We start from the raw sequence: 12,551 nt of genomic DNA, 5'->3' as shown, positions 1-12,551 counted from the left end.
TTACTGAAGGGTACTTTTACATGCAAAAAGAGAAACTTTCTGCATTTATGGATGGCGAAGTTCTTGATAAAGAATTAATGGGATCGATTGCCCGTGATGAATCTATGAAAGAAACATGGCAACGTTACCACTTAGTTCGTGATGCAATGCGTGGTGATGTAGGAGAGGTTATCCACTTTGATATCGCAAGTCGCGTAGCACTCGCTTTAGAAAATGAGCCAGTCCGCATAAGTCCTGAACAACAGCAAGAGCAGCAACCTGCGCCTTCTCAATGGCGTCAGCACTCTTTCTTACAAAAATTACGTCCTTGGGCTAGCCAGTTAACACAAATTGGTGTTGCTGCCTGTGTGTCATTAGCTGTCATTGTGGGTGTTCAGCAATATAATGGCAACAATAGCGCTGAGGATTTCCAAGTTGATACGCCGGTGTTTAATACTCAACCTATTATGGGGAATGGGGCACCAGTCAGCTTAAATTTACAAAGTGATAATTTAGGCCAAAATCAACAAACACGTCTACAAGAGCGTAATCAACGCCTTGGACTTATGTTGCAACAGTATGAGTTAGATCGCCGTATCTACAATGCACCACAAGATGAAGTGCCTGTAGCATCGCAAAACACAACTCAGCAACAGGCTCAGTAATCATTGTGGTATCAATTTATAATTACGTGTAGGAACAATAGAGTCGTAATGAAAAAATCATGGTTATCCGCTTTACTTTTAGCGGGTTACCTATCAATACCAACACAAGCCTTGGCACAACCTCAAATAGGAAATGCCGAGGCTTTGTTGCAAAAGATGGGTAATACAACGCAAACCGCTACTTACGAATTATCTTTTATTAATATCAATTCTCAAGGTATTGTTCCTATTCGTTATCGTCATGCACTTGTCGATGGTAAACCTGTGGCACAATTGATGCAGATGGATAGCACTCGTCGAGAAATCGTGCAACGAGGGAATGAAATCAGTTATTTTGAACCAGGTTTAGATGCGTTTAGTTTGCGTAATGAACATATCGTTGATTATCTCCCTGCAATCATTTATCAAAATTTTGCTGAACTCGCTGAGTATTACAATTTTATTGATGCGGGAAGAACGCATATCGGTGACATTCCAAGTCGTGTTGTTCGTGTGCTATCAAAAAATAATGACCGTTATGAATATGTCTTATTTATTGATGAAGAGAGATATTTGCCATTAAGGGTCGATCTGCTTGATAAAAATAATGACGTTATTGAACAATTTCGGGTGATCACCGCTAATCAAAATAAAGAAATCATCAGTGAGTTAGATTCACTCAATAAAGTGAATATGCCCCCGCTATTGTTGATCCCCAAAGCCACTCAAGCACTGAATTACAATTGGCGTGTGACAACGTTACCAGAAGGATTTAAAGAGGTAAAACGTAGCAATCATCAAATTGCTGAAAATGAATTTAGTCAATCTATTTTATATAGTGACGGCTTATTCGATTTCTCCATTTATGTTAACAAAAGTGGTCAGCAATTAAATTCCCCCGAACGTGATAAAGCATTGAGATATGGTCGTAATACAATTTATACCTATGATAAAGATGGCAATGAAATTACCTTTATTGGACAATTGCCATTTATAACAGCACAGAAAATCGTCAACAGTGTGGTGTTTACCAAAAAGTAAAAGGTATAAGTTATGGTTAAAGAGTGGGCAACAGTCGTACATTGGCAACAAGGGAGGGCTTTACTACGTTATGGCTCATCGTCCGGTTGCGGGAGTTGCCAAGCTCGAGCAGCTTGTGGTTCTTATTTATTAAATAAAATAGGCCCTGAAACTGTTCATCAGTTAGAACTTCCTGTTGAACAACCTTTAGTGGTGGGGCAAAAAGTGGAAGTTGGTATACCAGAAAATAGTTTACTTCGTTCCGCTATGTTGGTTTATCTTACTCCTTTGCTGGGATTATTTATCGTTGCAGGGATAGCCAGTCTGTGGCTTTCTAGTGAGTTGGCTATTTTTTGTAGTGGTTTAGTGGGGGGAGTGTTAGGCTTCTTATTAGCTAAAAATATTGCCCGCTGGTGGAGTAAAGATGAAGGATTTGAACCTATTATTTTACAAATAGGACTTCCACCTAATGAATTGCAAGTACAATATCAAGAATAATAATAAAGAATGAATATGATAAAAAATGGGGCATAGGCTCCATTTTTTGTTATTAAACTTATTTTATGGTTCTGATCTTTTTTATTGATAGATAAAAATCAAATTTCTATCTAGTGAAAGTGCAGTTACGCTGCATAAATAAAGGTAAGCTTTATCATAAATGTTTGTGTTTGATGAACGTTTCTTTGAGTATAATGTCTCTAGTGTGTAGAATGCGTCATCAATCATAACTCCTGCAATATAGAGTTTTCGCTTTGTGTCCATGAACGACGCTAAAGCCAGATTTATAGAGCAAAGCAATAGAGAAAAATAATTTCAGAATGAAAAACATACGTAACTTTTCCATTATCGCACATATTGACCACGGTAAATCGACGCTATCAGATCGAATTATTCAAATTTGTGGTGGCTTAACAGATCGTGAAATGGCTGCGCAGGTTCTTGATTCTATGGATCTTGAGCGTGAGCGTGGTATCACCATCAAAGCACAAAGCGTAACACTCAATTATACCGCTGATGACGGTGAAGTTTATCAGCTTAACTTTATCGATACGCCAGGACACGTTGACTTCTCTTATGAAGTTTCTCGCTCTCTTGCCGCTTGTGAAGGTGCTTTACTGGTTGTCGATGCAGGGCAAGGGGTTGAAGCCCAAACATTAGCAAACTGTTATACGGCGATAGATATGGATCTTACTGTCGTTCCGGTATTGAATAAAATTGACTTACCTGCCGCAGAGCCTGAGCGTGTCGCTGAAGAGATTGAAGATATTGTCGGTATTGATGCGACCGATGCAGTGCGTTGTTCTGCTAAAACCGGCGTGGGTGTAAAAGAAGTGATTGAACGTCTGGTGAAAGAAATACCTGCGCCAGAAGGCGATCCTGACGCGCCTCTACAAGCACTTATTATTGACTCTTGGTTTGATAATTACCTTGGTGTTGTCTCACTTATCCGGATCAAAAACGGTAAAGTCAACAAAGGCGATAAAATCAAAGTGATGAGTACAGGGCAAGTTTATAATATCGACCGTATTGGTATTTTTACGCCTAAGCAAGTTGATACAACATCGCTAAGTTGTGGTGAAGTAGGCTGGGTAGTTTGCGGTATTAAAGATATTCTTGGTGCCCCTGTTGGGGATACATTAACAGCCGCACAGAAGCCTGCAGACAAACCATTACCGGGCTTTAAAAAAGTCAAACCACAGGTTTATGCGGGGTTATTCCCGGTCAGTTCTGACGATTATGAATCATTCCGTGATGCATTAGGAAAATTAAGCTTAAATGATGCGTCACTCTTTTATGAGCCGGAAAGTTCATCCGCATTAGGATTTGGTTTCCGTTGTGGTTTCTTAGGCCTTCTCCATATGGAGATTATCCAAGAGCGTTTAGAGCGTGAATATGATCTTGACCTGATCACCACAGCACCAACAGTAGTTTATGAAGTGGAAATGACCAATGGTGATATCATCATGGTTGATAGCCCATCAAAACTGCCGGCACTGAACAATATTGAAGAGATCAGAGAGCCTATTGCGGAATGTCATATGTTACTACCGCAAGAATACTTAGGTAATGTGATTACTTTATGTGTCGAAAAACGCGGCGTTCAAACTAATATGGTCTATCATGGTAATCAGGTTTCATTAACTTATGAAATTCCGATGGCTGAGGTGGTATTAGATTTCTTTGACCGTTTAAAATCAACCTCTCGCGGTTATGCTTCGTTAGATTATAACTTCCTGCGTTTCCAAGGCTCCAACATGGTACGTGTTGATGTCTTAATTAATGGTGAGAGAGTCGATGCACTTGCATTAATCACCCATAATGATAACGCACCGTATCGTGGACGTGAGTTGGTGGAAAAAATGAAAGAATTCATTCCACGTCAACAGTTTGATATTGCGATCCAAGCTGCAATTGGCAATCATATTATTGCTCGTTCAACTGTTAAACAGTTACGTAAAAACGTATTAGCTAAATGTTATGGTGGTGACGTTAGCCGTAAGAAAAAACTGTTGCAGAAACAGAAAGAAGGTAAAAAACGTATGAAGCAAATTGGTAATGTCGAGTTACCACAAGAAGCGTTTTTAGCCATACTGCATGTTGGTAAAGATAAATAATTTAAGGAGAAAATATGGCTAGCACGTTTGCCTTGATCCTAACGTTGGCAACGCTAATTACGGGTATTTTTTGGTGTATAGATCGTTTTAAATTAAAGCCAGCCCGCAAAGCGAAGTTAAAACGTTTACAAGAGTTAACGCAGGGAAGTGAGGATCAGCAAGAGTTAGCAAAATCGATTAATAAACCAAGCTGGGCAGAGACATTAGGCTCTCTGTTTCCTGTATTGGCGATTGTATTGATTTTGCGTTCCTTTGTGTATGAGCCGTTTCAGATCCCATCTCGTTCGATGATGCCGACTTTATTAGTCGGTGATTTCATCTTGGTTGAAAAATTTGCTTATGGATTAAAAGATCCTATTACACAAACAACCTTGATTAGTACGGGTAAACCTAAACGTGGTGATATTGCGGTATTTAAATACCCACGTGATCCATCAACTGACTTTATTAAACGGGTGATTGGTTTACCGGGGGATAAAATAGTGTATGACATGACGTCGAAGAAATTACACATTTACCCAAATTGTAATAAAGCAATATGTGATGATGAAATAGCGGTAACCTATGGTACAGCGTATCCTAGTGAATGGACATTACTGTTACAAAGTGTACCTGGTGGTCAACGTATTAGCGGTATGAAATCGATTCCGATTGAAGAGCCAATTTCTACAGCTACGCAATTTCGCCAAGAAGAGAGAATTGAAACGATTGGTGATGTCTCTCATCGTATTATGACTATTCCGGGAGATGTTACTGTACCTGAATTTATTCAACCGGGATTACCTCAAGGTACGTGGATTGTCCCTGAAGGTCAGTATTTTATGATGGGTGATAACCGTGATGGTAGTTCAGATAGTCGTTTCTGGGGCTTTGTGCCTGAGCAAAACTTAGTCGGTAAAGCCACAACGATTTGGATGAGCTTCGAGAAACAAGAAAATGAATGGCCTACAGGTGTTCGTTTCAGCCGTATTGGTGGCATTAAGTAATTTTTAACAAAATAGCTACAGCATTCCTTTCTATCTCAGTGTAGAATATGCCACTTCTTTAAACATGATTGGCTCCTGTATAAACAGGAGCCAGTGCAAACGCAACAGTTCTGTTATTCAACCCGATAATATCTCGTTGTTTTTAAACAGGTTTGTTGCGTGTGCTTCAAATTAAGTAATGGAAATTGATCGCACATGAATACTCTATTAGTTAACCAGTTACAAAAAAAACTGGGTTATACTTTTAAACAAAATGAATTACTTTTACAGGCACTTACTCACCGTAGTGCAAGTAGTAAACATAATGAACGCTTAGAATTTTTAGGTGATTCAATTCTAAGTTATGTCATTGCTAATGCGCTTTACCATCGTTTCCCTCGTGTCGATGAAGGGGATATGAGCCGGATGCGTGCAACCTTAGTGCGTGGTAATACCCTCGCTGAACTAGCACGTGAATTTGAACTCGGTGAATGTTTACGGTTAGGGCCGGGAGAATTAAAAAGCGGTGGTTTTCGTCGCGAATCTATTTTGGCCGACACAGTAGAAGCGTTAATTGGTGCTATTTTTCTTGATAGTGATATTCAAAATATCGAAAATATCATCTTAAAATGGTATGAGAATCGCTTGGCTGAAATCAGTCCGGGTGATAAGCAAAAAGATCCTAAAACTCGCTTGCAAGAATATTTGCAAGGACGTCATTTACCACTACCTTCTTATGTTGTTGTACAAGTACGTGGTGAAGCTCATGACCAAGAGTTTACGATCCATTGTCAGATAAGCGGTATCGACCAACCTGTTAAAGGGATGGGTACAAGCCGTCGTAAAGCCGAACAAGCCGCTGCTGAACAGGCATTAATACAATTGGAGCTTGAATGAGCGAAGAACAAACCTATTGCGGATTTATTGCGATAGTCGGTCGCCCTAATGTAGGGAAATCAACATTACTGAACCAATTATTGGGGCAGAAAGTTTCTATTACTTCACGTAAGCCACAAACCACCCGTCACCGTATCATGGGTATTGATACTGATGGTGCATATCAGGCTATTTACGTGGATACCCCAGGCTTGCATATTGAAGAAAAGCGAGCCATTAACCGTTTAATGAACCGTGCAGCAAGTAGCTCTATTGGTGATGTTGAACTGGTTATTTTCGTTGTCGAAGGAACCAATTGGACGCCTGATGACGAAATGGTATTAAACAAATTAAAATCACTACGTTGTCCTGTGCTATTAGCGATTAATAAAGTTGATAACGTTACAGATAAAACCAAGTTACTGCCACATATTGGTTTTTTAAGTCAACAAATGGATTTTCTAGATGTAGTGCCGATTAGTGCTGAAAAAGGCATGAATGTCGATACTATTGCTAAAATAGTGCGTAACTGTTTACCTGAAGCCATTCATCATTTCCCAGAAGATTATATTACTGATCGCTCTCAACGTTTTATGGCGTCAGAAATTATTCGTGAAAAATTGATGCGCTTTTTAGGTGAAGAATTACCTTATTCTGTGACGGTTGAAATTGAACAATTTGTTACTAACGATCGCGGTGGATATGATATTCACGGTTTGATTCTGGTTGAACGTGAAGGCCAGAAGAAAATGGTGATTGGTAATAAAGGCGCTAAAATCAAAAAAATCGGTACGGAAGCCCGCATGGATATGGAAGATTTATTTGAAAACAAAGTTCATCTTGAACTTTGGGTGAAAGTAAAAGCGGGTTGGGCGGATGATGAACGTGCTTTACGTAGCCTTGGCTATGTGGACGATTTAAAATAGTAGGTTACTGAAGTGGAAGGCTGGCAACGTGCATTTGTTATCCATGCTCGGCCTTACAGTGAAACGAGTTTATTGCTCGATTTTTTCACTGAGAATGAAGGGCGAGTGCGCATATTGTCAAAAGGTGCGCGCGGCCGTCGCTCTCCTTTAAAAGGAGCTCTTCAACCTTTTACTCCCTTGCTCATTCGTTGGAGTGGGCGAGGTGAGATAAAAACCCTCCGTGATGCTGAGCCTATCTCTTTAGCATTACCATTAACAGGCACAGTACTTTACAGTGGTCTGTATCTCAATGAATTACTTTCTCGTGTTTTGGAAAATGGCACATCATATAGCACGCTTTTTTTCGAATACTTATCTTGTTTGCAAATCCTTGCTGCCAGTGAAACTACTCCAGAAGCTGCTCTAAGGCGCTTTGAATTAGCGTTATTAACGCAATTGGGTTATGGCCTAGACTTTTTGCATTGTGCAGGAAGTGGTGAACCTGTTTCTGATACCATGACTTATCGATACCGAGAAGAAAAAGGCTTTATTGCCAGTTTGGTGGTTGATCACTATAGTTTTACTGGATTGGAATTAAAATCGCTGGCAAAACGAGAATTTCCTACGGCTGGTACATTGAAAGCAGCAAAAAGGTTTACACGAATGGCCTTGAAACCTTATTTAGGTGGAAAACCATTAAAAAGTAGAGAGCTGTTTCGGCAATTTGCTATTAAAAAGTGTGCGAAAAAAAGCGTATTGATAGAGGATAAATAATATTGTCTTTTTCTTCTCTATGGAATGTGTAAACTAAGGTAATACAACGTTATTTTTCAGGAGAAGAGCATGTCTGATATTCTACTTGGCGTTAATATTGACCATATTGCAACCCTACGTAATGCCCGTGGTACAACTTATCCCGATCCGGTTCAAGCGGCATTTATTGCGGAACAAGCGGGTGCTGATGGGATCACTATTCATTTACGTGAAGACAGACGTCATATTACCGATCGTGATTTAATGCTGATCAGCCAAACGGTTCAAACAAGATTAAATTTAGAAATGGCGGTAACAGAAGAGATGATTGAGATTGCTTGCCAAACTCAACCTGATTTTTGTTGTTTAGTGCCTGAAAAACGCCAAGAAGTGACCACAGAAGGTGGTTTAGACGTGGTGGGTAATGAAGAGAAAGTGGCTGATGCGATTAAACGTTTATCATTAGCGGGGATTAAAGTCTCTTTATTTATTGATCCTGACCATGAGCAAATTAATGCAGCAGATCGTGTCGGCGCTCCTTTTATTGAAATTCATACCGGTGCTTATGCTGACGCTGAAGATGAACAGGCTCAAGAGAAGGAGTTTGTTCGCATTCGTGATGCGGTAACCTATGCAGCGTCTAAAGGTTTAAAAGTCAATGCAGGTCATGGTTTGCATTATCATAATGTACAACGTATTGCTGCATTACCTGAACTTTATGAACTCAATATTGGTCATGCGATTATTGGTCGAGCGGTATTTAGTGGGCTTGCACCAGCCGTTGAAGAAATGAAACGCCTAATGAGAGAAGCGCGTCGCTAATGGCTATTGTTGGTATAGGTATGGATATCGTTGAGATATCACGTATTGAAGAGATAATAGGGCGTTCAGGAGAACGCCTCGCGCGACGTATTCTTACTGATAATGAATGGATTATATATCAATCACATAAACAACCCGTTCGTTTTTTAGCTAAACGATTTGCGGTAAAAGAAGCCGCAGCCAAAGCATTAGGTACAGGCATTCGCTTAGGATTGGCATTTAACCATTTTGAAGTCGCTAATGATGAATTAGGTAAACCAACATTGCACTTTTTAGCTGTGGCAAAAGAGATGGCGCAAAAAGCGGGAATAAATGCTATTCACGTGACACTGGCTGATGAGCAACGTTACGCCTGTGCAACCGTTATTTTAGAAAAATAACGCTTAAATTTATTCCCGATTGCGTTTGCTTAGATTTTGTCAGCGTGGTGGATCAGTACAAACTTTTCCCATAATTCATCTTGCGATTCAGTATGAGCAGGATCGATGATAATTGTATTCGTGATAGGGCATACCGACTGACAAGTCGGTTTATCATAATGTCCTACACATTCAGTGCAAAGATCAGGATTGATTTCATAAATATCATTCCCCATTGAAATGGCATCGTTAGGACATTCGGGTTCGCACATATCGCAGTTGATGCATTTCTTCGTAATTAGTAAAGCCATATCAGTCACTTAATATATAAATTATTAAATTACAGTAACTTATATCTTGCACTTATATGTTACTTTTAGTTTATTGGTTGTATTTTTACTGCAAATTGACAGTGTTACTACAAATAATAGAGCACTGCCACACAAAATAAATACACAATTATATACAAAAGAGTGTGAGATTATCATATACGTGAAAGATTCTAAATATATTGATGTTGCAGAGGGGAATATCTTTTACAACATTTCACACGCTAATATCTTTAGTTATCAATCTAAAACAGGCTACAATACCGCGCTGTATAATAATGAAGAGATGTTCTTGTGAATAAAATTAAAGATGATATTTATTGGATGCATAAAGCGATTGAGCAGGCACATAAAGCACAACAACTCGGTGAAATTCCTGTAGGAGCCGTGTTAGTCGCTGATAATAAAATCATTGCTAAAGGTTGGAATCACTCCATTATTGATAATGATCCTACTGCACATGCGGAAATTATGGCATTGCGTAAAGGTGGGAAACATCTACAGAATTATCGCCTACTTGACGCCACATTATATATCACGTTAGAGCCTTGCGTTATGTGCGCTGGAGCAATTGTGCATAGCCGTGTAAAAAGAGTGGTCTATGGTGCATCTGATCTAAAAACAGGTGCCGCAGGCTCATTTATTGATATTTTGCAACATCCCGGAATGAACCATAAAGTTGAAATAACATCGGGTGTTTTAGGTGAGGAGTGCGCACAACTCTTGAGCCAGTTTTTTAAGATGAGAAGGGCAGAGAAAAAACAACTGAAACAACAGCAACGTTTAATTACTCAAGGCTTAATCATACAAGAGAAAGCCAAATAGCATCTATTTGGCTTAATTGTTATTGGTAATTGAGTGTATAGGTTGCTTGTGCTTGAAATGGTCCTGTGAGTATCGTTTGATTTTGAATAGCTGATGATGTTGCTTCAACATAGGCCATAAAATCAAATTGTACTCGTTTATTATTAAGCTGTTGAGGAGCACTTGGTTTTTTTAATTCAATAATATTATGTGCCTTGTCGGTAAAAGCGATACCAATACTTTTCGGATCTTCTGAGCCACTCCCAGTAACGGCTATATGATTGGGCATTGTTGAATGCGCTTGACCATCTAATGTGATAGTGACACTTTTATAAATATCTTGGCTACAATTTTCTAAACTGATACTAAAAGCAACGGGGTTGCTTTTTTGTAGAGAATAGAGATCTTTTGCAGATATTTGTTTGAAATCAATAACTTTATTTTCATCTCCCGCAACAATCGTACAGCCATGTGCAACAACAACACCTTTAAATTCCATCTCTCCACCAATAATATCAGTGGCAGCAAAAGTGCTAGGAGAGAGCAATAACAAGCAAGTTATAGCTGACTTTATTATGCTGTTTTTCATTACATAAACTCCGCAATGAGTGTCGCATGAGCTGAAAATTCACCTTCGGTAATTTTACTGCCCGCTTTGGCGATGGGGGCTGCACTTACTTCCCAATTTCCGTTGAAATTATTGAGTTTGCCAACTGAAAAATATTGGTTAGGTGGGATAATCGTACCTGACTTATCTCTTAAGACGATACCTAAGTTACTTCTATCTACAGAGCCTGTTGTACCAAGGTAATTAGAATCAAAACTCGCAATACCTGAGCTACCAGTCTGAACTTTAAACATTATTCTGCTATTAGGATCGGTAAAACTTCCCCCTTCGCATTTGATGGGGATGTTGCGAGTAATTTTGTAGTTTTGCCCATTGAGATAATCAGAGGTATTTCCCACATTACCAAAGTCAAAGGTAATTGGTGAACCATTATTAAAGATACATTTATCTTTAGTGGTAATGATCCCCGAGGTGATCACTAATTTAGAAATGGGCTCTGAGCCATAGGTTTTTGGCGCACCGCTGTGACTTACCATGGCATACATTTGTGCAAGAGATTGCCCATTAAGACTGACACCATTAATAATGGGTTTTCTTAAACGGAAAGTGAGTTGACCGCTACTTCCTGAGGAAATATGCGGTTTAGGTGAAGAGGGTACTCTGCAACCTTGTTGGTTATTTCTATTATTAGGTATGTCAGAAAAGGGCACTGTGGGTAAAGGATTAGGCCCCCAAATTTCAAAATTAATTTTGATATCAACATACTCATTTAATTGATAAAAGTTATTACCAACAGGAGGTAAATCAGTCGTTGCTTTAAAATAGGTTAATGCACGATCATAAATACGTGAGTTAGGACAATATACCGTGCCATCATAGCGATCAGGCAACGAAAAGTTTACTGTTGCTAATTCTCCCGCTTTGTTATTAGGAAAGGTGGTGTGATCTAATACGGCATAGAAAATATTAGGGCCACCATTGGTTCTCACTTCACCTTGTAAATAAGCAATTGCGTGCAATGGCATTAAAGAAACAATGCCGGCACAAAATAGCATTACTGATTTGGAATGAATGTTTTTTTTATTGAGGATCATTTTATTCCTACCGGCATCAAGTTTATTAATATTTAGGTTGTTGATCTTTAGGGGCTACTTTGCAGCTATCTTGCTGACATACAAATTTGAGCTCTGGGTGTCCACCGTAATCATTTACATACATCATATAAAACTGATTAACGTTACTGGTTTTTACTGGTATATCCAGTGAAGCTTTTGGCGCAACCATTAATCCTGGGAAGGTGGTTAATTTATCGCTATCCTCACCATTTAATTTATTAGAAAGTGAGATAATCGTGATGTAATAAGGGGTTGGATTATTAACAATAAATTTATTACCTTGTTTTTTAAACACCAGTTGATCTTGCCAAACCATTCCCGGTTTTTCAGGTACTATGGCACTAGGGCGATAGAATAATTTAATGCGTGACTGCATCGCCATCTGTAATACGTTGGCTTGTTTTGGTGCGGGTGGAATTTCACGCACATTTAAATAAAACAGTGATTCTCTATCTTGAGGTAATAGCCCAACTTCAGCTGTTTTTGTAATGCGAACTACGCCTTTTTGAGCACCATCAAGGCGTTGTAACGGTGGAAGTGCCACTAAGGGTGAAGAGATCTTCTGCCCATTTTCATTTTCAACCCAAGATTGCGCTAAAAAAGGAATATCAGGGCTGGTATTTTTTAAATTAACACTGGCTGAGTTTTCATTACCCGTTAATACAATACGAGTTCTATCCAGTGAAACACCCGCTTGTGTTGTATTCACTAGACTCAGTGCCAGCAAAGAGCCACAAAATAGTGTTTTTAGTGTGCTGAATGAGTTCATGTTAATTATCTCTCATTATTAATTTTAT

At 39.1% G+C, this 12,551-nt stretch carries 15 protein-coding genes; 11 read left to right on the top strand and 4 right to left on the bottom strand.

What is annotated here, in order from left to right; translation table 11 throughout:
* Nucleotides 1–20: 20 nt before the first annotated feature.
* The 10 genes from rseA (at nt 21) to acpS (ending at nt 8,959) form a co-directional block, all read left to right on the top strand.
* Nucleotides 21–644: an anti-sigma-E factor RseA gene (gene rseA / locus AACV00_RS11245; protein ID WP_012368140.1), complete on the top strand. Its 624-nt coding sequence runs from the start codon at nt 21–23 to the stop codon at nt 642–644.
* A 48-nt stretch (nt 645–692) separates the two neighbouring features.
* Nucleotides 693–1,664 carry a sigma-E factor regulatory protein RseB gene (rseB, locus tag AACV00_RS11240; protein ID WP_004243896.1) on the top strand — a complete coding sequence of 324 codons (972 nt, stop codon included), beginning with the start codon at nt 693–695 and terminating at the stop codon, nt 1,662–1,664.
* Nucleotides 1,665–1,676: 12 nt separating this feature from the next.
* The gene (gene rseC, locus AACV00_RS11235; protein ID WP_004243895.1) at nt 1,677–2,141 is read left to right on the top strand and encodes a SoxR-reducing system protein RseC; all 465 of its coding nucleotides are present in this window, start codon (nt 1,677–1,679) and stop codon (nt 2,139–2,141) included.
* Nucleotides 2,142–2,461: 320 nt separating this feature from the next.
* A complete protein-coding gene (gene lepA, locus AACV00_RS11230) occupies nt 2,462–4,258 on the top strand; it encodes a translation elongation factor 4 (RefSeq protein ID WP_004243894.1) in 1,797 nt (598 codons plus the stop codon).
* A 14-nt stretch (nt 4,259–4,272) separates the two neighbouring features.
* Nucleotides 4,273–5,244: a signal peptidase I gene (lepB, locus tag AACV00_RS11225; protein WP_004248458.1), complete on the top strand. Its 972-nt coding sequence runs from the start codon at nt 4,273–4,275 to the stop codon at nt 5,242–5,244.
* Between the two features lie 195 nt (nt 5,245–5,439).
* A complete protein-coding gene (rnc, locus tag AACV00_RS11220; protein ID WP_004248457.1) occupies nt 5,440–6,120 on the top strand; it encodes a ribonuclease III in 681 nt (226 codons plus the stop codon).
* Nucleotides 6,117–7,025: a GTPase Era gene (era, locus tag AACV00_RS11215; protein WP_004243892.1), complete on the top strand. Its 909-nt coding sequence runs from the start codon at nt 6,117–6,119 to the stop codon at nt 7,023–7,025. The genes rnc and era overlap by 4 nt, the downstream gene beginning before the upstream one ends.
* Nucleotides 7,026–7,037: 12 nt before the next feature.
* Nucleotides 7,038–7,778 (top strand): DNA repair protein RecO, encoded by a 741-nt coding sequence (gene recO / locus AACV00_RS11210; protein WP_004248456.1) that lies wholly within the window; start codon nt 7,038–7,040, stop codon nt 7,776–7,778.
* Between the two features lie 69 nt (nt 7,779–7,847).
* The gene (gene pdxJ / locus AACV00_RS11205; protein ID WP_004243888.1) at nt 7,848–8,579 is read left to right on the top strand and encodes a pyridoxine 5'-phosphate synthase; all 732 of its coding nucleotides are present in this window, start codon (nt 7,848–7,850) and stop codon (nt 8,577–8,579) included.
* On the top strand, nt 8,579–8,959 hold the full coding sequence (gene acpS / locus AACV00_RS11200) for a holo-ACP synthase (RefSeq protein WP_004243887.1): 381 nt from the start codon (nt 8,579–8,581) through the stop codon (nt 8,957–8,959). Before pdxJ ends, acpS begins: the two co-directional genes overlap by 1 nt.
* 29 nt (nt 8,960–8,988) lie before the next feature.
* Here acpS and AACV00_RS11195 read toward each other — a convergent pair whose 3' ends face one another.
* Nucleotides 8,989–9,249 (bottom strand): YfhL family 4Fe-4S dicluster ferredoxin, encoded by a 261-nt coding sequence (locus AACV00_RS11195; RefSeq protein ID WP_004243886.1) that lies wholly within the window; start codon nt 9,247–9,249, stop codon nt 8,989–8,991.
* Nucleotides 9,250–9,561: 312 nt separating this feature from the next.
* Here AACV00_RS11195 and tadA point away from each other — a divergent pair, with 312 nt between their 5' ends.
* Nucleotides 9,562–10,092 (top strand): tRNA adenosine(34) deaminase TadA, encoded by a 531-nt coding sequence (tadA, locus tag AACV00_RS11190; protein ID WP_004248453.1) that lies wholly within the window; start codon nt 9,562–9,564, stop codon nt 10,090–10,092.
* 19 nt (nt 10,093–10,111) lie between these two features.
* On the opposite strand, the gene AACV00_RS11185 is transcribed toward tadA, so the two are convergent.
* The 3 genes from AACV00_RS11185 to AACV00_RS11175 are packed head-to-tail and all read right to left on the bottom strand — an operon-like array spanning nt 10,112 to nt 12,523.
* Nucleotides 10,112–10,660 (bottom strand): fimbrial protein, encoded by a 549-nt coding sequence (locus AACV00_RS11185; RefSeq protein WP_004248452.1) that lies wholly within the window; start codon nt 10,658–10,660, stop codon nt 10,112–10,114.
* A complete protein-coding gene (locus AACV00_RS11180) occupies nt 10,660–11,733 on the bottom strand; it encodes a fimbrial protein (protein ID WP_004248451.1) in 1,074 nt (357 codons plus the stop codon). Before AACV00_RS11180 ends, AACV00_RS11185 begins: the two co-directional genes overlap by 1 nt.
* Before the next feature lie 25 nt (nt 11,734–11,758).
* The gene (locus AACV00_RS11175; RefSeq protein ID WP_004243877.1) at nt 11,759–12,523 is read right to left on the bottom strand and encodes a fimbrial biogenesis chaperone; all 765 of its coding nucleotides are present in this window, start codon (nt 12,521–12,523) and stop codon (nt 11,759–11,761) included.
* Nucleotides 12,524–12,551: the final 28 nt, after the last annotated feature.

Source organism: Proteus sp. G3927 (genome assembly GCF_963894685.1).
GTDB lineage: Bacteria > Pseudomonadota > Gammaproteobacteria > Enterobacterales > Enterobacteriaceae > Proteus > Proteus mirabilis.
This window is presented reverse-complemented; position numbering and strand designations above follow the sequence as displayed.